Source organism: Nocardia sp. NPDC004711 (assembly GCF_053601595.1).
The window spans coordinates 104117-122596 of sequence record NZ_JBSGCB010000018.1 but is presented as its reverse complement, the minus strand read 5'-3'; the positions used below and the strand labels follow the sequence as shown (position 1 = coordinate 122596).

The following is an 18480-nucleotide window of genomic DNA, read 5'->3' as shown; positions in this document are numbered from 1 at the left end:
AACCAGAAATCATCGTCGGCAATCCGTCACCGCATCACTGAACGATCATGGCGTGCTCTATCGGGGATCATCAGCGCCCCCTTCCGGCTACAACCCGTTCTAGCCTGGTCAGGATTGCCGTTGACCGCACCGCTTCCGCCACTGATCGTGGCGGAATTCCATTGGGAGACAGGATGTCTCGCATGGCGACGGTTGTGTGGGCAACCCGACGACGGATTGGGACATCGAATGAAATTCCGCAGCATCACCGTGGCTGCCGTACTGGTTGCCGGCGCACTGACCGCCGACCTGGGGACCGTGCATGCCGAGCCCGCCGCCCCGGCCGATCCGGGGATCAAGTACTCACTCAAAGTGGTCGACAAGACGGTTGTCGCCACGCTGCGGGGCGCGAGATTCGCGCTGAGCGAGCAGGACGGCACGACGTCGGACGCTCCGAAGACCCCGGTGGCCAACATCAAGGACGATAGCGGTGCGACGGTACTGTCGATGCCGCTCGACTACCGAATCGGGGACGTTCGGGTTCCGGTCAAAGCGGTCACGAAGAACGATGACACTGTTCTAGAGATCACGCCGACAAGGCCGGAAGGAGCGCAGATCTCCAACCAGCAGCTCGCGCTCAAACCAATCGCCTCTCCCACAGAGGACCAGCGTGCGTTGAACGAATTCAGCAGCAAGCTGTCGGTCGCCGGTCAGGTCGGCGCATTGGTCGGCGGGATAATCGGTTTCGTCGTCGGTTGCGTCGCCAGCATCGCGATCGGCTGCATCCCCGGCGGTGTTGCCGGGGCCCCGGCAGGCGGAATCATCGGTGGCCTGGTGGCAGGCGGCCCGACCTTGATCGCCGCAGGCATCGACCTGCTGAACACCTGGCAAGCCGCCCCAGGCACCTCCAAGTGGGCCGATCCACAACCACAACCCGCCCCGCAGAACTGATCCGCACCTCACCGAACGGCAAACACGCTGCCCGAGAAGCCCTCCGGCAAGCGCAGCCACAACATCCTGCACTGCCGAGTCTCGGGCGACCGGTGCCATCCCGCACAATCCGCTGTAGAACAGTAATTTCACGCCAATTCCTCAGCTGTAGTGCACGTTTAGAACGGTTGGGTTGGCCGTTCATGCCCGCCTGGCAGTGCGCTCTCCTGCCGCTGATCGCGCGGACGCAACCACCAGCCAGCCCGGGACCTGGAAGTTCAACTGGGACTGCCGATTGGGCATCTGAAGGCACGACATCGGCCGAGCCGCGCTCGCGCACGGCGAAATGAGTACGGATGCAAAGAAAGTCGGAAACAAGTGGAGTGAGCACACTCTCGAGCCGCTGGTCGCGCTGATCGGACCGCCGCACGGCAGTTCAGAAGATCATCGGACCGAAATCATCTCGACCGCCATACACATTGAACTGCCGATGGTCGGGCTGTAGGCGAGGTGCGTCAGCGGAAGTACTCGAAGGCATCCTCACCCGGTCGCCAACACATCCACGCCCTATCGACAAACCCAGACAGGGTAGCGATCTCAGGGCCGACGAGTTCGCCGTCGGTGGGGCGCAGCGTGATCGCGCCGCTCCGAAATTCCACTCGCAGCCCGGCTTCGAACGCTTCGGCCGTCGCGACGACCTGCCCGGCGATAAACGCGCGTAACGCGTCTCCATATCCGACCTGCCCCTCTCGAAGTTGGGCAGCTTCTGTGTGGACCACGGGGAAGACATCGCATGTGGCCCCCTTCGCCATCTACGTCTCCTAGGTTGACGTTGTCAACCTAGGAGACGTAGGGTTGTCACTGTCAACATGGTTGTCACTGTCAACCAGGAGGTAGGCGTGTCCACAATCTTGATCACCGGCGGACATTCAGGCATCGGTCTCGCCGCAGTGCGTGAGCTCGCCGCGAAGGGCAACGACATCGTGCTGGCCGGGCGCGGCGAGCAACGGATGCAGCCGACCGCGGACGAGCTGCGCACGCAGTACGGGGTGTCGGTGACGATGCTGGATCTCGATACGTCGTCGCTCGCGTCGGTCCGGAATGCCGTTGCGCAGTTCCACAAGTTGCGCGAGGCCGGCGAGATCGAGGCGCTCGACGCGATCGTATGCAACGCCGGCGGCCGTTTCGACGGGGAGGTTTCCTACAGTCCCGACGGATACGAGACGACGTTCGCGACGAACTGCCTCGGGCATTTCCTTCTTGTCGAGCTGCTGCTTCCAAGCCTCGTCGAGGGGGGCCGGGTCATCTACACCGCGAGCGGCACTCACGATTCGGAGTCGATCGACGGCAAGTTGGTCGGGGCTGCCGTCGAGCCCGACGCGATGGCGCTGGCGAATGACGGCAAGAACGGCGTCAAGGCGCTGAGTACGGGAAAGCGCTACTCGACTTCGAAGCTGAGCACGGTGATGTACTGCTACGAGCTGGACCGCCGGCTGCGCAGGTCTGGAAGCTCGGTGGTCTCGATCGCCTTCGACCCGGGTGCCGTGTCCGGGACCGGGTTCGGGCGGGGGATGCCGAAGCCGATTCGGTGGCTCTCGGGCACATTCCTGATGAAGTGGATGATCAGGCTCATCGGTGTCACCACATCGGATCAGGAATTCTCGGGCGCGTCCCTGGCGGCGCTCGTGACCGATCCGGACTACCTGGACCGCTCCGGCGAATACTTCCAGGCAAGTAGGGGCAAACTCTCCGCGGTACGAACGGCCCAGCTGTCCTACGACAAGCGACGTGCGCGAAAGCTGTGGGAGGACTCGAAGCAGCTTGTCCACCTGACCACGGCGGAGGAACCCGCATGCCTGCGATGAACACTGCCGAACGACTCGTCTCCGCCGCGGCGGAACTGCTCGACTCCGGTGGCGAGGCCGCGGTTACCCTCCGCTCGGTCGCTGCTGCGGTCGGTGTCTCCCACAATGCGCCCTACAAGCACTTCGCCAGCCGCCTCGCGCTGCTCGCGGAGGTCGCCGCAGCCGATTTGACGGCCATCACAGACGTCTGGGAGCGGATCCGGGCGGCGCCCGAGGAACCGACAGCGCGTCTGATCGGCGCACTCGACGTCGTCATTCGCTTCAGCCAGGACCATCCGGCGCGGTATCGCCTGCTGTTCGGCACCCCCGACATAGCCACGTTCGGCGGTCCCCTGACAGACATCGGCGACAGGGCCACGCGCGAATTCGATGCCATCGTCGAAGAGTGTCAGACGGCCGGCGCTCTCCCCGCCTCCCCTGGGAAGAGGCTCGCGATCATCCTGTTCGCGGCCTTGCATGGCCTGGTCACTGCCGACAGCGACCGACTCCGGTCCGAGGCGGGCTGGACCGACATCCGGTCGGGCATGGAGTTTTTGATCGGCCTTCTGGGGGCACCGACAAAACACCTAACCGGCGACGTTCTGGCCGAAGGCGCTTTCAATTCCTGAGCTCGGACCATCCGGAACCTGCAAAGCCGTGGAATACGTGGACAAAGCGGCGGGCTGTCTGGAACCTAGTGCGTCTGGTTCGCGGCTGTCGATTCCTGGAAGTCGACGAGTGCCTCTCCGTGCACCTGCGCCCACTCCGTCAGCATCGCTATCGGTTCCTGGAGCGTCCGGCCGAGCGCGGTCAGGCTGTATTCCACCCGTGGGGGCGCTTCCGCGTATTGCTGTCGATCGATGAGGCCGTTGCTCTGCAGGCGGCGGAGGGTCTGGGTCAGCACCTTCCGGGAGATCCCGCCGGACAGGGCGACCAGTTCGCTGTGCCGCTTGGGACCGTCTTGAAGCGCGTACAGGGTGACTACCGACCACTTGTTCGCAATGACTTCGATTGCTGTGCGCGCAGGACAGTCGGACATGAACATGATTCCTGCAGGGGCACTCACGATCCGAAGGTTACCAAAGGGTACCTATCGGATTCCTAGCGTTGCCATCATGCACATCGCAGCCCTGACCCTGTCCGTCCTGCTCGCTGTGGCGATGCTCCAGTCCGGAGTGATGAAGTTCGTTCGCCCAGCGTGGATCCGCGAATTCGCCGAAGCGGTCCACCTCACCACGTCCCAGCTCACCGCACTCGGGAGCCTGCAGATCGCCGCGACAGTCGGTCTCATCTGGGGCATCTGGTTCCCGCCCTTCGCGATCGCCGCCGCGATCGGGCTGGTGCTCTACTTCGGCGGCGCGATCGTCGCCCACATCCGCAGCGGCGACCGGAACATGCTGGGAGCCACGGTCTTCCTCGCGTTCTCGATCGCGACATCAGTCGTGCTCGTTCTCGATGTTCGCCCCGCCTGAGCTTGCGGCGACATACCACCCACGCCCAGAACGTCTTTCCATGCCGCTGACCGCCCTGACCGAACCGGCCAGGGCGGCAGCTCGGAAGATCGAGGGGCAGCGGGCATCTCGGGCGACTGACCGACCGCCGGCAGTGCGCGGTACTGCCGATTTCAGGGCGTCCGCAGCGGTGTGCACGAACTCGGCGGCACCGATGACTTTTCGGTGAATGCGTCGTCGATACCTCTGGATATACCGACAGACAGGAGTCCAGGCATGACGAGACCGTTTCGAGATGGCATGACGTCGGTGCGGGCGAATGGTGTGGATCTCGGCGTCGAGAGCTTCGGCCGCGAGGATGATCCGCTGGTCCTGCTGGTCGGCGGTACAACGATGTTGTCGTGGCCTGAGGCGCTGTGCGAGCGGCTCGCGGCGGGCGGGCGGCGCGTGGTCCGCTACGACCTGCGCGACTCCGGCGCGTCGACGACCCTCGACCCGGAGAATCCGGACTACGACCTGCGGGATCTCGTCGCCGACGCGGCCGCGCTGGTCGAGGTGCTCGGTGCCGGGACCGCCCATCTCGGTGGAGTCGGCGTCGGTGGGATGGTCGCTCAGGTCGCCGCGCTGGACCACCCGGACGTGTTCTCCGCGCTGACCCTCGTCGGCACTCGGCCGGTGGCGCCGGGCCCGGTGGACGAGGACCTGCCGGAACACGACCACGCAGTCATGGGCGCGCTGTTCTCCCGCCCGCTGCCGGACTGGACCGACCGGGACGCTGTCGCGGCGTTCGCCGCCGCGGGGGCCGAGCCGCTGGGCAACGATGCGGAGCAAGCGCAGGCGACGGCGGCCCGAATCTGGGACCGGACGGGGTCGAGCGATCCCGCGGTGCATCAGGCGAACCAGCTCGGAATGGTGTTCTCCCGGATCGACTGCGCCCCGCGCTGGCGGAGCCGGCTCGGTGAGCTCGACGTGCCCACGCTCGTGGTGCACGGTCGCGCGGATCCGTTCTTCCCGGTCGGCAACGGCGAGGTCCTCGCCGCCGAAATCCCTGGGGCGCGACTGCTCGTCCTCGACGACATGGGCACCGCCCTGCGCCACGCCGCGGCCGACCAGGTCGCTGCCGCCATGCTCGCCCTGTAACCGCCCGGCCGGGAGGGATCCTGACTAGGCGCGCTCTATGCCGCTTCCCACGCTGTTGGAATCGGCCAGCGAGGGCAGGGCCGGCAGCGAGACCGGCTGCGGCCCAGGACATCCCCTTCTGCCGAGCTCGCTGCGTTTGCACGGGCGCGTACACGATCTTGGCGGCACCGATGAATATCGGATGGATCCGTCGTCGATATTTCTGGATATACCGACAGCACATGGAGGCACTGGCATGCGGAAGTTGATTCTGGGTTTCTACGTCTCGCTCGACGGTAAAAGCGCTGACGCGGACAACGGAATCCGGGACGTCATGATGAGCATCGACGACCCCGAGCAGGAGCAGTACTTTGTCAACCAGCTGTGGGAGGCCGGGGCCTTCCTCATGGGCCGCAACAGCTACGAGATCATGGCCGGATATTGGCCCACCTCCGACCACCCGTCCGCCGAGGCCATGAACGAAATTCCCAAGTCTGGGTGTCGTTGGTACGGAGTACTTTGCTGCACATGGTCATCCGCCCCGAATGTCCGCGGCCCGTTGATCTTCCGAGGTGCGGCGCTGGTCGGTTCGGTCAGCGGGGTCAGCGTGCGATCCACGCGGCCTGTACCGCGTGGGCCGCCGAGAAGTCGTCCTAACCACGCTCGTGGCCGTGACTGCCGTCGCCTCGCCCTGTCCAGGCCGGCGCGACTTCGCCCGAGAACTGAACGGGACCGGGGCGGGCAGGCGCCTGCTCCCGGTGCGACCGTGACTGTGCCTCCCTCGCTGAGTCCTACTTGTCGGCTGGCGCATACCGCATCTGCGGCACAAGCTTCAGGCCATCGGCAAACGGCCCATGCCGCATACCGCGCTGATCGAGCCGGTAAGCGCGGGCGCGTGGAAGATCGACGGCAGGGTGTTCGCCCGCTGGTCGACGGAGCGCGGGTGGTCGAATCGCAGCCGGCCTACGTCCCCATTGCGCTGACACGGTGTTACGTTCGCGGGCGCATCATCCGATAGCCAGGTACAGCAACGTCATTCGCGGTGCTGACGGTACATGCGATCCGAATCACGTTGTGGTGGTGGCGATCAGATGTGGAGGGACCGATGACAGCCCTGAAGACCATCACCGCAGCGCTGCTCGCGGTCGGCACACTGGCACTGGCGGGATGTGGGCCCGACAACACCGGTGCCTCCCCGTCGACTGTCACCGGGCCTGAAACCGCAACTGCCACCGCATCCGACGGCGGCACACCTGCCCCGGGCACCACCACTTCCGCAGCCACCGGCGGTACGCCGACCGGCCCCGCGCTGTGCCGCACCGCCGATCTGAAGCTGTCCAAGGGCCGGTCCGACGGAGCAGCGGGTAGCGCGTACACCCCGCTCATCTTCACGAACGCCGGAATGCATCCCTGCACCCTGACCGGATTCCCCGGCGTCTCGTTCGCCAACAGCCGCACCGGCGACCCGATAGGAGCCCCTGCCGATCGAGACAAGCCGAAGCCGACGGTCACCCTGGGCATCAACGAGAAGGCCTCCGCCGTACTCCGCATCACCGATGCCGGGAATTACGGCAACAAATGCCAGCAGGTCACTGCCGCCGGCCTGCGGATCTACCCGCCGGACAACACGGAGTCGTTCTTCCTGACCTGGGAGATAGGCGCCTGTACCAACGCCGATGTCCACCTGCTGGAGATCTCGTCGCTCGTACCGGGCGAGACCGGAAAGTGACCTCCGGTTGTAGACGCGACCCACAACCCGCCGGACCGGCCGATCACTCGTTCAGTGGCGGCCGGACCGCGGGACACACCCACGATTGAAAAGTTCGAAACGCCCGTATAGCCGCATACCGCGCTGACCTCATCGGCCGACGCCGGTATCGGACGATCAAATGGTCGGCTAGGGACAGAGGGCGTCGTTGAGCACGTCGGTGAAGTTCGGCTCGTCGGCCGGGGAGTCGTTGATGGCGATCGTTACCGCACGGCCCTGCGTGATGGCGCCGGAGATGGTGGTGAAGCCGGCGATGTTGCCGGTGTGGCCGAAATATCTGACACCGCAGGAAAGCTGAATAGCGCCGATGCCGAGGCCGTATTCGGAGGTGCTGTCGGACGACCGGGGCAGCATCGTCAGCATGTCGCGCAGTTGCGCGTCGCCGATGATCTTTCCGGCGAGCAGGGCTGTGAAGAAGCGGTTCAGGTCTGTGCCGGTGGAGATCAGTGCGCCCGCCGACCAGGCCACTGACGGCTCGATGGAGGTTACGTCGGTGGGCACGCCACTTACCAGCGTGTAGCCCTGCGGATGTGGGCCGCGGAAGCTGACCTCTCCCGGTCCGGGTAGATAGGTGTCGGAGAGTTGGTTCGGGGTGGTGATGCGCTCGGCGAGCACCTCGGAATACGGCCTGCTTGTCACCTTTTCGACCAGCATGCCCGCCACGATGAAGTTGGTATTGGTGTATTTGAACCGCTCTCCCGGCGAGAACTGCGCCGGATGCCGGAGCGCCACGGCGATCTCCTGCGCCGGGGTGAAAGTGCGGCCGTCGGCGGCGGCCCGGACCACATCGAGCTCCGGGTCTTTCGACATTTCGGGAAGTCCGCTGCGGTGTTGCAGGATCTGGCGGACGGTGATGTTTCGCCCGTCCACGCCCTCGCCGTTCAGCAATCCGGGCAGGTAGGAATCGACGGGTTCGTCGAGCCGCAGCCGCCCATCGGATACCAATTGCATGATGAGGACAGCCGCAAAGGTTTTGGAGATGCTCCCGACCCGCACCTGCTGCGGCGGTGCGACCGGAATCGCTGTTCGGCCGGTCCGGTCTCCGACTCCGGCAGTAAGAGTGATGGTCTGCCCGTTTTCGGTGAGAGTCGCGATCACCCCGGTGGTCCCTGCGTGTACCAGCCGGTCGATACCGTCCTTAATCCGCTCGACTCGCTTGGGCGACAACGCCATCGGGGTAGTGGACACGGGCTGCGGCGCCGAGGTGGTCACACTCGCGCACCCTGTTGCTCCGACCAGCGCCATCACTGTCACCACCCACCCGATCCGCATATCCAGACCGTAGAGACGGCTGCGGCTCCGAACATCCGGACAAACCCTGAGGCCGTCCCTGAAAAATCTACTCGGATATGCGTGCGGGCCTCCGGAATTCGTACTGACTCACTGCTCTTTGGCAATCACGATCGATCGTCTGGGCGGCTCACTCCCCTGGGATACCGGTGGTGGTTCGTTGCTCCAGAACAGCTGGTCTTCAGGCCACAGCTCTTGGATGTTCTGGGTCTCGATCAGTTCGAGGTGGTGGCGGTGCGACTCGGCGATCCTGCTGGCGCTTTCGGTGCTCGATTGTGTAATGAGCTATCGCCCAGGCGTTTCGAGCTCGTTGGCAGCCATCTCGTCACGAGAACCACGTCCGGGATCCCGGTCGTCGGCTGGCCCGCGACCTGTGGGTTCGTGCTGAAAGTTGGGATCGGTAGGAGGCGCGCGTGGCGTCTACTCACCTCATGACATCTTCTCAACCTCCCGCGAACCAACCGCAGTCCGCCGGCTTGGACAAAAAGACCAGCGCGATCCTGTCGTACGCGCTGGGGTGGCTCACCGGAATCATCTTCCTATTTGTGGGAAAGAACGATCCCGATGTGAAATTCCATGCCTCGCAATCGATCGTCTTCTTCGGGGCGGTCTCGGTGGTCAATATTGTTCTGAGCATCGTCGGCTCGCTCCTCGGAGTCCTGGGGATCATCTTCAGCCTCGCCGGACTCGCCGTCGCGGTCTTCGCGGTCGTCGTCTGGATCATGGCCATGGTCCAGGCGAACAACACCGGCGGTGTCCGCGCGGAGCTTCCCATTGTCGGAAAATTCACTGCCCCGTATGCCGATCAGTTGGCCAGCTCGGTCAAGTAGCGGCGTATTCGAAGTCCCCAGCTGGATTTCGTAATCGATGATGCTGCCGGCACCCCTGCACGGCGGCCAGAGACGACAGTCCGACGATCAACGGCCCGAGGCTATCTCGGGCCGTTAACGTCCGTGCGGAACGTCCGGAACTGCCTGCTGTGATTCACCTGTCGGATGTGGGTCTGGGCATCGCGGGCATCAATCGTGGCGCTGGTGGCAGCGATGCAGACGTGGGTGAAGTCCGGAACGCTTGGATCATGAGGGTGGCGAAGCGGCGGGAGGCCGCGATTCGTGCTGCCGGCGTGCTGGCGTGGATGCCGTTGTTGGCCATGATCATGAGGACGAGGTCGTCCAGGACGATGTCGGGGCGTAGGCGGCCGGTATCCTTGGCGCGGCGGATCAGTTCGGCGGCGCCGGTGAGCGCGGCTGTGCGGATCGCGGTGAAGTCCATCGCGTGCGGGTAAGTGGACATGAAGGCTGCGGTGAAGCCGTGGTCGCGTGCTTGCAGCTCACAGAGTTTCTCGAGGGTGAGGCAGAAGCCGTGCCAGGGATCGGGGTCGGCGAGCCCTTCGTCCACGAGGGTCCGGCAGGCGAGCATCTGATCGGTGAACGCCTCGGCGACCAGCATCTGTTTGGTCGGGAAATGGCGGTAGAGGGTGGCGGGGCCGACCTCGGCGCGGCGGGCGATGGTCCGCATCGGCACCTCCAGACCGTCAGTGATGAATACCGCGCGAGCCGCGTCGAGGATGCGTTCGCGGTTGTCGCGGGCGTCGGAGCGCAGGGTGTGAGGCAAACGAGCGGTCACCACTCTCACTTTAGCTAAACGGACAGGGGCGTCCGTTACGGTCCGTTGGTCTGTCCCGATCGAACAGAGCACGGAGAAACCAATGCATGCAGTGATGGTCCCAGCGTTCGGAGGTCCCGAAGTCCTCGCGGTGGTCGAGCTCCCCGACCCGAATCCGGCCGCCGGACAGGTGTCGATCGCGACCGAGGCGATCGGCGTCGGCGGTCTCGACGCCCTGATCCGAAGTGGCGCGCTGGCCGCCCACGGAGCCACGCCCGGTCGCATCCCTGGCCAAGAGGTCGCGGGCACCGTGACCGAGGTCGGCGAGGGTGTCGACACCGCGTGGATCGGTCAGCGCGTGTGGGCGTTCACCGGTGAGGAGGGCGGCTACACCGAGCGCGCCGTCGCCTCGGCCGAGATGCTCGTCCCCCTCCCGGAGACCGTGTCGGCTGTCGAGGCGGTGACACTCGGCACTTCGGCAACGGTGGCCCACTTCGCTTTGCGCCATGCGCATTTCGCGCGCGGCGAGTCGGTGCTGGTACGTGGCGCGGCCGGCGGCATCGGAGTCATGGCGGTCCAGCTCGCGGCTCGTGGCGGCGCCGGTGCGGTCGCGGTCACGACCTCATCGGCCGAGCGCGGCGAGCGCCTGCGCAAGCTCGGCGCGACCCACGTACTCGACCGCGCCGGCCAGGGTGCGGAGGACGCTCCCGCAGGCTACGACGTCATCATCGACATCGTCGCCGGCGCGGATCTGCCGTCGTTCTTCGCCAGGCTCGAGCCGAACGGTCGGATGGTGGCCGTCGGCGTGATGGCGGGCATGCCACCGGCGGACTTCGGCGCGGAGATAGTCGCGGCCTTCAGGAAGTCGCTGTCGTTCGCGACCTTCAGCGCCGACACCGTGCCCGCACCCGACCGACGCGCCGCGACCGCCGAACTGTTCGCCGCCGCGGCACGCGGCGAGCTGGAAGCGGTTGTGCACGAGACGCTTTCCCTGGAACAAGCTGTGCTGGCGCACCAGAAAATGGAAGCTGGCGAGGTGTTCGGGAGAATCGTGCTCACACCATCGGCGAGATAGGCGACACCGCCTCTCACCGCAATATCAACGCACACACATGCCGCATCCCTGTTCAGCGTCATGCGCTCAAGGTGGGTCAGGCGTGGCACAACTTGTGGCATTCGCCGACCGCCTCCTACAGGTGTTGGATTGCCGCAGCCGTTGTATCGTCCTTTGCTGGTGCGGGATTCGCACGCGGTCGGGGGGTCGATCACGAAGATGATGTCGAAGGGCTGTCGAAAATATGAGAATCGCCGCGAAGTTCACGACCGCGCTTATCGGTGCGGGCACGGTCGCAATGATGGCGGCGGGGCCCGCTGTCGCCGCGCCGGACACCGGTTCCGGGTCGGCGGTCATCCCTGCGGGCAACACGATCGAACCGCCCATCGACTGCACTCCGGACTCCGCGCACCCCAGGCCGGTCGTGGTGTTGCCGGGCGGGGACGGAACCACTGCCGATACCGCGGCGCAATGGAATACCATGCTGACCACCTTGCGTGGGGCCGGGTACTGCGCGTTCTTGTTCCAGGGCGGGATCATCAACGGCAACCGCTGGACCGGCGATATTCCCAGCGCCGCACAGCAAGTCGCGGACTTTGTGGCCGAGGTGCGTCAGACCACCGGGGCCGATCAGGTCGACATCGTCGCGCATTCGGCCGGAACGATCGTCAGCAACTACTTCCTCAAAGTCCTCGGCGGCGCCTCCTCCGTCGCGCATGCGGTGTTTCTCACTCCGGAAATCCGGGGCTGTGACGGTTCCGGATTCCTTGGCGCATACGGCATCAAGAACCCACCCATCAGCCCGGCCCAGGTGGCCTCCGGCCTGCCGTTTCTGGGCACCGTCCTCGCGGTCATCGCCCCCGACAAGGCCAACCTCGTCCAGATGATGCCCTCCTCGCCGGTTTACCAGGCCGTCTTCAATGGCCAGGTCGCTCAGCCCGGCGTCCGTTACTCGGTGCTGTCGACCCGCAACGACGAACTCGCGACACCGGCCACGGTTTGCACGAATCTCACCGAACCGGGCGTGAACATGAACTTCTACGAGGACCTGTTCCCAGGCGCCGCCCCAGTCGGGCACTCCAGCCTGCGATCAAGCCCCGACACCGCGAATTGGGTAGCCCAGCAACTCCAGGCCTGAAACCGTCTGGCACCTACCAGAACCAGGGCGAGGACGGTGGGCACGAGTTGGATCCGCGTCGAGACGGTAAACACCGACGATGTCCGAACATCGTGCACGCCGCGCTAACCGGACCGGCCAGCGTAGGCGGCGGAAGATCTCAACCGGCCATGCCCATCTGACGTCGGCCGAACGTCCGCAACGGCCGATTATGTGATGTGTGGTTGATTCGGCGCGCATAGTTGCGGTGGGTCGGTGTTGGTGCGCACGAATTCCGCGGCTCGGTGTTGCGCGGCGCAATCGCGCAACACCGAACCTCGGAATAGATCATCTAGCGTTGCAGGAACTCGAGGGTGATGCGTTCGAACGCGTCCTTCGCCTCGAGCATGATCCAGTGCCCACAATTCGGGAACACGTGCAGTTCGGCGTTCGGGATGCTGCGCATCGGCAGCAAGGCCATATCGAGTGGAGTCTGGCGATCATCGCGTCCCCAGGCGAGCAGGGTCGGACACACGACCTTGTGCATCATCGCCCAGTACGGTGGCGTCTCAGTATCGGCCAGCGCTCGCCGACGCGCCTCGAAAGCCGCTGCGCCGTACATGGATTTGATCGATGCCAGCGCATCCGGATCCAGCGCGGTCTGCCAGCGCTCCTCGATCAACTCTTCGGTGACGAGCTCCGGACTGTAGGACATGCACCGTATCCAGCGGATCAGGTTCTCCCGCGTCGGCTGCTCCGTGAAATCCTGCAGGATCTGCGACCCTTCGCTGAGGGGCTGGGTGAACAGGTTCGGCCCCACCCCCCCGATGCAGACGAGCTTGTCGACGCGGCCCGGGTGGCGGATCGCCAGGTTCAGCCCGACCACCGCGCCCAGCGAATTCCCGATGACGGCGGCGGATTCGATACCCAGCGCGTCCATGAAGCGGAGCACCGAATCCATCGCGGTCCACACCGGATTGCCCGGAACCGGGTCACTGACGCCGAATCCGGGGAACTCCAGAACGTAGCAGTGATACTGCTGTGCGAACGCTGCCAGGCTGCCGCGGTAGTTCCGCCAGCCGGTCACGCCGATCCCGGAACCGTGCAGCATCAACAGCGGCGGCCCGTCGCCGGCCTCGTGGTAGCGCAGAACGCCCGTGTCCGTGGCCACTTCACGTTTCGTGGTTTCAAAGGCTGTATCCATGACCTCGAAACTAGAACGTGTTCCTAAGATCAACATGTGCAATCAATAAGGGATACAAAGGATTTCGTTGTACCAATCCACCGAAGCGTCTCCCCGGTTGGCGCTGCTCACAAGCAGCAGCAGCGCAAGGCCCGACTCGGTCGGGCGCTCTTGATCTCCACGGCAGGCACAGCATCGACCACCTGAAGGCTCCCCCTCACAGCAGCAGCACCAGAACATCCGAAAATGCCTGCTACTCGCGCTGACCGAACCAGCCGGCGCGGGGCGCCGGCGGTCGGGACCTGGTGCGGCGCGGAACGTCCGCAACGAGCCGATTTCCGGATGTTCAGATGTCGCCCGCGGCAGACCCGGCCCCAGGTGAGAACGTTGGGACTGGGCCTGATCATCCAGTCCGACAACCATATTCAGCCTCACACGAATCCGGCACAGAGCGCGGTCGACAACGGCTACGCTCCGCGAGATGGTCCCGCTTTCACACGCCGCGGCCTTCGCCTTCGCCGCCTCGATCCTCATCGTCATTCCAGGCCCGAACGTGCTGTTCGCCATCGGCCGAGCGCTGACTCTGGGGCACCGGTCCGCGGTCCTCTCGGTCGCGGGTGGCGTCACTGGATCGTTCGTACCGCTGGTCGCAGTGTCGTTCGGCCTGGGCGCGGTGTTGATGGCCTCAGCAATGTTGTTTCTGATCATGAAAGTTGTTGGGGCCGCCTATCTGATTTACTTGGGCGTCTCGACGATCCGGCAGCGGAAGAAGCTGGCGGCAGCCTTGCGGTCGAAGGTCCCGAGCATCGGCGGCAGTCGCGTGTTCGGGCAGGGATTCATCGTCGGTGCTACCAACCCCAAGACGATCGTGTTCTTCGGTGCCGTCCTTCCGCAGTTTGCGGTACCGAGCCGGGCGGCTCTGCCCGCACAGTTGCTGATTCTGGGTGTCATATTCCTTGCTATCCAGGCGCTTTCGGACGGATGTTGGGCACTGTTGGCAGCAACGGCGCGGTCATGGTTCGCGCGTTCTCCACGTCGCCTCGAAACTGTCAGCAGCACCGGCGGGCTGATGATCATCGGAGTCGGCGCCGGTATGGCGCTGACCGGTCCCAACTGACGGAAGCCAAGGGATCTGGGCCGCTGCTGAGCGAGAGCCGAGCATCCGCTGGCGGCATACCGTGCTGACCGAACCGGCCGGCGCGGGGGATCGGAAGCTCAACCGGCCGTGCCGATCCGAGGCCGGTGGAACCTCCGCAACCACCGAATGCCGGATGGAGTGTTGTACCCGGGGATGGCCTCGTGGGGGGCTTTGCGGATGCGTGGTCAGGCAGGTTGGTCGGCGGCGAGGAAGGGGGTTATGAGGTTGAGCAGTTCTTGCGGACGGTCCAGCGGGATGATGTGGCCACAATCCGGAATGATGTGTCCCGCAAGGGTATCGGCGATAGGGCGAAGTTGCCGCTCGAGTGCGTCGCCGACCGGGTGGGCACCGATCGCCAGGGTGGGTGTGGTGAGTCGGTCGGCTGCCACGGCGCGATCGATCTGTCGTGCGCTGGTCGGCAGTGCCCGGTAGTAGGAGAAGGCGCAACGTAGGGCGTCTTCACCGGTGTAGGCATCGACGAACGCGTCGCGGATATCGGCCCGCACACCTCGGCCACGGGTGCCGGTGGTGAGAAACCATTCGACATACTGTGTCTCGTGGCCGGGCAGAACCGTTTCGGCGAGACCGGGGACGGCGTGAAAGCCGAACCACCACGGCGGACCCGCGGTGAGAAAGTCCTCGGCGCCGGGGAGCGTGCCCAGCAAGGCTTCCATGACCACCAGCCGTCGCACCCGGTCGGGGTGGCGCAGGGCGAGCAGGACCGCGACCGGGGTGCCGGCATCGATCGCGACCACGGCCGCGGTGGGTTCGCCGAGGGCATCGAGGATCCCCGCCGTATCGGCGGCCAGCGTGCCGGCGTCGTAGCCGTCCGATGCACGGCTGGTGGCGCCGAACCCACGCAGGTCCGGGGCGATGATCCGGTAGTGCTCGGACAGCGGGCCGATGATCTCGCTCCAGAGTCGCCAGGTGTGGGGAAAGCCGTGCAGCAGAACGACTGCGGGGCCGGAGCCGGCGATGGCGACGTTGGCGCGGATGCCGTTGGTCTCGATCCGGCGCAGCTCGATAGGGGCGGTTTGCAGCGGTGGCGTGTGGGTCATGGGACCTCCTTGCGGTTACCGTTGGTTACCAGGAAACGGTAGGTAACCTCAGTTAGGCTGCCAAGAAGGCACTTCGGCTACAGGTGGTGAGGTCCAGGTGACTACTCGATCAGCGCACGCGAAGACGCCGGTTCGCGGTGATCTGTTCGATTCCCAATGCCCGACAAGGCAATTGCTGGACCGCATCGGCACCAAATGGACGTCGATGGTGGTCAAGGTCCTCGCGCAGGCCGCCCCGGGTGAGGTGCGCTTCGCCGAGCTGCGGCGGCGAGTGCCCGGTGTATCCCAGAAGATGCTGTCGGTGACCCTGCACAACCTGGCCCGCGACGGTCTGGTCACCCGTCGAGTGGAGCCGACAGTGCCACCCCGCGTGCACTACCGGCTCACCGAACTTGGCTTGTCCCTGGAGATCCCCTTGGCGGCTTTGCGCACCTGGGCCGAGGACCATATGGCCGAGATCGATTACGCCAACACCGTCAACGACGCACAAGCCGACCCAACCGCCAGCGAATAGCTTCCCAACACACGCTCATGCCGCTGATCGTGCTGGTCGAGTCGCGCTGGTCGCAGGTGGGCAGGCACCGCTTCACCGTTCAGTGGAGGCCCGGCCTTTTCACGAAGTCCGCTGTGCAGCAGGCCGGTTCGGGATCGAATGGGCTTGCGGCCTTGCGGTGGTTCGGTTTCGTGGCCGCGCTGGCGCCGGATACCTGTCCCGAGAAAAGTCGAGACACTAGTTGGCGGATGGAAACTAGTTGATTATGCTGCGATAGTGAGCGACGCATTGACACCACAGGACGCACTCGACATCGCCTCGGCCACCACTCGTCGAGCGCGCAGCGCGCCGGCCCGGCCCCGCTGGGTGCCAACGGCGGGGGCGCTGCTGTGTTTCTGCTCGTTCTTCCTGATCGGCGACGCGGTCGCCATGCCCATCGATCGCGCGATCACCGTTCGTGGGGTTGCCGGAATCGTTGTGACGGTTGCATTCGGTGCCTTCGTGGCGTGGGTGCTTCGAGAATGGCGCAACGGTGGTGTCGTTCCCCGGTCTCTGGCCGAGCAACCGGTGCAGCGATGGAAGCGAGTGGCTTTGGGCTGGCTTCCGCCATTTGTCGGCGTCACCCTGCTCGGTGCCATGCCCGGATGGATGACTATCGCGTCCGCTGTGATCATGGGCGCATGGATGTGGTTCCAGCTGACCCAACCACGGGCCGCGTCGTGACGGAGCTGAGCGAGCTGCTGGGTTCGCTGCCGCGCCTGAAAGTGGTTGCGTTTCTGGACGGATGCCGCGAGGCCGAGTTCGGCATGATCACCGACCTGTGCGAGATGAACAAGTCCACGTTGTCGAAGGCGATGACCGTCCTCGAGGCCGCCGGATATATCACGATCACGAAGGGATATGTCGGGCGGCGGCCCAAGACATGGCTCGCATTGACCGACCGCGGCCGCACGGCCTATCACGAACACTTGAACGCCCTCACCGCACTCGCACAACAGGCACGGAAGGCGGCGGGCGAGCCGGACTCACCGTCTGGTAGATCCTGATCGCGCTGGGAAAGAAGTGCAGCTGTGGGCTGATGGCGGGATGTCGCACCAGTGGTCTTCCGCCGAATAGCCAGGGACACATCCAGGCCCGCGGCGATTCGAAGCCTGATCTGCCGAACGCACTATTCTGCCGCTGGTCGCGCTGACCGAATCGGTCAGCGCGGCACCGCGGAAGATCAACCGGCTGTTGCCGATCCGAGGCCAGCCAGTGTCTACACATGCCTAGTTCCGTTCGACCGGTGCAACCCCGCACAATCCGCTGTAGAACAGCGATTTCGCGCCAATTCCTCAGCTGTAGTGCATGTTTAGAACGGTTGGGCTGGCCGTCCGTGCCCGCATGGCAGCGCACGCTCCTGCCGCGTAGCGCGCGGCTCGGATCGGCCACGCGGCGACCTCGAAGATCAACGGGCAGAGACCATCTCGGGTAACGCACGGCCGTCGGCACTGCACCGTAATGCCGAATTGCGTGCATTCCGAACGATTCATCCGGTCGCGGAGCCACCGAAAAACCTGTTGGCGGACTACAGCGACCACTGCTAGCTTTCCGGAGACCGTGCAAGAGGCCGAGGAGGTGGTACCCGTGAACGCAGTATCGACATGGGTGCTCCCCTCAGGGGTCACGGTCGGGCGATAGGTCGTCCGGGAGCGCCGTTCAGCAGCACTCCCGAAAGAAGACACGACCATGCACTTCACTTCCGAAAAGCGCCTCGACGACGGTGTCCTCGAGCGTGAATTCACCCTCGGCGAGATCCCCGGCATCCTGTGGACGCCCGCGTCCGTATCCGCACCGGTCCCGCTGATCCTGCTCGGCCCCCCTCCCCTCGGGCTGCGCAAGGCATACCCGCGACTGCTGGCCCGGGCCCGGCACGCCGGGGCGGAAGGCTACGCCGCGGCTGCCATCGAGCTCCCCGGCAGCGGCGAGCGGCCCCGTTCCGCTGCCACCGATCAGGCCCGCGCCGATCTACAGCGGGCGCTGCAGGCCGGCGAGCCGGTCACCGACGACATCGTCGACCGGCTCATCCTCCCGCTGGTCGACCAGGCTGTCCCGGAATGGCAGGCCACCCTGGACGCCCTTCTCGCACTGCCCGAGATCGGCGGCCCGGTCGGGTATGCAGGCGGGGTGATCTCGATCGGCACCCGGCTGGCAGCGGTCGAGCCGCGCATCTCGGCCGCCGTTCTATTCGCCGGGAGCTACGTGCCCCGCACCATCATCGAGGAGGCCCGGCAGGTCACCATCCCGCTGCACGTCCTGCTGCAATGGGACGACGAAGGACACCACCGGCAGATGTCGCTGGACCTGTTCGACGCCTTCGGCTCCAAGGAGAAGACGCTGAACGCCAACATGGGCGGGCACCTCGGCGTCCCGCAGCACGCGGGGGAAGAGGGGAACGGGTTCTTCGCCCGACACCTGAAGTAGGGCCAGCCC

Annotated in this window: 21 protein-coding genes; 15 read left to right on the top strand and 6 right to left on the bottom strand. The window is 65.2% G+C overall.

The window, feature by feature from the left end; all coding sequences use genetic code 11:
• The first annotated feature begins 228 nt into the window (after positions 1-228).
• Both ACWEKS_RS20105 and ACWEKS_RS20100 read left to right on the top strand, forming a co-directional pair.
• The gene (locus ACWEKS_RS20105) at positions 229-930 is read left to right on the top strand and encodes a hypothetical protein (protein WP_452341486.1); all 702 of its coding nucleotides are present in this window, start codon (positions 229-231) and stop codon (positions 928-930) included.
• A gap of 325 nt (positions 931-1255) precedes the next feature.
• Complete coding sequence (locus ACWEKS_RS20100) at positions 1256-1414, top strand: hypothetical protein (protein ID WP_452341485.1); 159 nt, start codon at positions 1256-1258, stop codon at positions 1412-1414.
• A gap of 10 nt (positions 1415-1424) precedes the next feature.
• Here the strand turns inward: ACWEKS_RS20100 and ACWEKS_RS20095 are convergent, their stop codons facing one another.
• Complete coding sequence (locus ACWEKS_RS20095; RefSeq protein ID WP_452341484.1) at positions 1425-1721, bottom strand: hypothetical protein; 297 nt, start codon at positions 1719-1721, stop codon at positions 1425-1427.
• Positions 1722-1820: 99 nt separating this feature from the next.
• On the opposite strand from ACWEKS_RS20095, the gene ACWEKS_RS20090 reads away from it, so the two are divergent.
• Both ACWEKS_RS20090 and ACWEKS_RS20085 read left to right on the top strand, forming a co-directional pair.
• Positions 1821-2774 carry an SDR family NAD(P)-dependent oxidoreductase gene (locus ACWEKS_RS20090; RefSeq protein ID WP_452341483.1) on the top strand — a complete coding sequence of 318 codons (954 nt, stop codon included), beginning with the start codon at positions 1821-1823 and terminating at the stop codon, positions 2772-2774.
• Positions 2762-3382 carry a TetR/AcrR family transcriptional regulator gene (locus ACWEKS_RS20085; RefSeq protein WP_452341482.1) on the top strand — a complete coding sequence of 207 codons (621 nt, stop codon included), beginning with the start codon at positions 2762-2764 and terminating at the stop codon, positions 3380-3382. Before ACWEKS_RS20090 ends, ACWEKS_RS20085 begins: the two co-directional genes overlap by 13 nt.
• A gap of 65 nt (positions 3383-3447) precedes the next feature.
• Here ACWEKS_RS20085 and ACWEKS_RS20080 read toward each other — a convergent pair whose 3' ends face one another.
• Positions 3448-3798 carry a winged helix-turn-helix transcriptional regulator gene (locus ACWEKS_RS20080; protein ID WP_452341481.1) on the bottom strand — a complete coding sequence of 117 codons (351 nt, stop codon included), beginning with the start codon at positions 3796-3798 and terminating at the stop codon, positions 3448-3450.
• 70 nt (positions 3799-3868) lie between these two features.
• Between ACWEKS_RS20080 and ACWEKS_RS20075 the strand changes: the two genes are divergently transcribed.
• From ACWEKS_RS20075 to ACWEKS_RS20065, 3 genes are all read left to right on the top strand, one after another.
• Positions 3869-4225 (top strand): DoxX family protein, encoded by a 357-nt coding sequence (locus ACWEKS_RS20075; RefSeq protein ID WP_452341480.1) that lies wholly within the window; start codon positions 3869-3871, stop codon positions 4223-4225.
• Between the two features lie 279 nt (positions 4226-4504).
• Positions 4505-5344 (top strand): alpha/beta fold hydrolase, encoded by an 840-nt coding sequence (locus tag ACWEKS_RS20070; RefSeq protein ID WP_452341542.1) that lies wholly within the window; start codon positions 4505-4507, stop codon positions 5342-5344.
• Positions 5345-6428: 1084 nt separating this feature from the next.
• Positions 6429-7052, top strand: a complete 624-nt coding sequence (locus ACWEKS_RS20065) for a DUF4232 domain-containing protein (RefSeq protein ID WP_452341479.1) — start codon at positions 6429-6431, stop codon at positions 7050-7052.
• Positions 7053-7220: 168 nt separating this feature from the next.
• Here ACWEKS_RS20065 and ACWEKS_RS20060 read toward each other — a convergent pair whose 3' ends face one another.
• Entirely contained in the window at positions 7221-8303 is a 1083-nt protein-coding gene (locus ACWEKS_RS20060; protein ID WP_452341478.1) for a serine hydrolase domain-containing protein, read from the bottom strand.
• A gap of 509 nt (positions 8304-8812) precedes the next feature.
• On the opposite strand from ACWEKS_RS20060, the gene ACWEKS_RS20055 reads away from it, so the two are divergent.
• Positions 8813-9211, top strand: coding sequence for a DUF4870 domain-containing protein (locus ACWEKS_RS20055; RefSeq protein WP_452341477.1), 399 nt, complete (start codon positions 8813-8815; stop codon positions 9209-9211).
• 154 nt (positions 9212-9365) lie between these two features.
• On the opposite strand, the gene ACWEKS_RS20050 is transcribed toward ACWEKS_RS20055, so the two are convergent.
• A complete protein-coding gene (locus ACWEKS_RS20050; RefSeq protein ID WP_452341476.1) occupies positions 9366-10007 on the bottom strand; it encodes a TetR/AcrR family transcriptional regulator in 642 nt (213 codons plus the stop codon).
• Positions 10008-10089: 82 nt separating this feature from the next.
• Here ACWEKS_RS20050 and ACWEKS_RS20045 point away from each other — a divergent pair, with 82 nt between their 5' ends.
• The gene (locus ACWEKS_RS20045; protein WP_452341475.1) at positions 10090-11061 is read left to right on the top strand and encodes a zinc-binding dehydrogenase; all 972 of its coding nucleotides are present in this window, start codon (positions 10090-10092) and stop codon (positions 11059-11061) included.
• A 223-nt stretch (positions 11062-11284) separates the two neighbouring features.
• Positions 11285-12178, top strand: coding sequence for an esterase/lipase family protein (locus ACWEKS_RS20040; protein WP_452341474.1), 894 nt, complete (start codon positions 11285-11287; stop codon positions 12176-12178).
• A 310-nt stretch (positions 12179-12488) separates the two neighbouring features.
• Here the strand turns inward: ACWEKS_RS20040 and ACWEKS_RS20035 are convergent, their stop codons facing one another.
• Positions 12489-13340 carry an alpha/beta fold hydrolase gene (locus ACWEKS_RS20035; protein WP_452341473.1) on the bottom strand — a complete coding sequence of 284 codons (852 nt, stop codon included), beginning with the start codon at positions 13338-13340 and terminating at the stop codon, positions 12489-12491.
• A gap of 460 nt (positions 13341-13800) precedes the next feature.
• On the opposite strand from ACWEKS_RS20035, the gene ACWEKS_RS20030 reads away from it, so the two are divergent.
• Positions 13801-14436, top strand: coding sequence for a LysE family translocator (locus ACWEKS_RS20030; RefSeq protein ID WP_452341472.1), 636 nt, complete (start codon positions 13801-13803; stop codon positions 14434-14436).
• Positions 14437-14642: 206 nt separating this feature from the next.
• On the opposite strand, the gene ACWEKS_RS20025 is transcribed toward ACWEKS_RS20030, so the two are convergent.
• Positions 14643-15515: an alpha/beta fold hydrolase gene (locus ACWEKS_RS20025; RefSeq protein ID WP_452341471.1), complete on the bottom strand. Its 873-nt coding sequence runs from the start codon at positions 15513-15515 to the stop codon at positions 14643-14645.
• 97 nt (positions 15516-15612) lie between these two features.
• On the opposite strand from ACWEKS_RS20025, the gene ACWEKS_RS20020 reads away from it, so the two are divergent.
• The 4 genes from ACWEKS_RS20020 to ACWEKS_RS20005 all read left to right on the top strand — a co-directional run bounded on the left by ACWEKS_RS20020 (position 15613) and on the right by ACWEKS_RS20005 (position 18471).
• The gene (locus ACWEKS_RS20020) at positions 15613-16029 is read left to right on the top strand and encodes a winged helix-turn-helix transcriptional regulator (protein WP_452341470.1); all 417 of its coding nucleotides are present in this window, start codon (positions 15613-15615) and stop codon (positions 16027-16029) included.
• Between the two features lie 255 nt (positions 16030-16284).
• Complete coding sequence (locus tag ACWEKS_RS20015) at positions 16285-16731, top strand: hypothetical protein (RefSeq protein ID WP_452341469.1); 447 nt, start codon at positions 16285-16287, stop codon at positions 16729-16731.
• Positions 16728-17054: a transcriptional regulator gene (locus tag ACWEKS_RS20010; protein WP_379442798.1), complete on the top strand. Its 327-nt coding sequence runs from the start codon at positions 16728-16730 to the stop codon at positions 17052-17054. The genes ACWEKS_RS20015 and ACWEKS_RS20010 overlap by 4 nt, the downstream gene beginning before the upstream one ends.
• A 682-nt stretch (positions 17055-17736) precedes the next feature.
• Positions 17737-18471, top strand: a complete 735-nt coding sequence (locus tag ACWEKS_RS20005) for an alpha/beta hydrolase (RefSeq protein ID WP_452341468.1) — start codon at positions 17737-17739, stop codon at positions 18469-18471.
• The last annotated feature ends 9 nt before the right edge of the window (positions 18472-18480 follow it).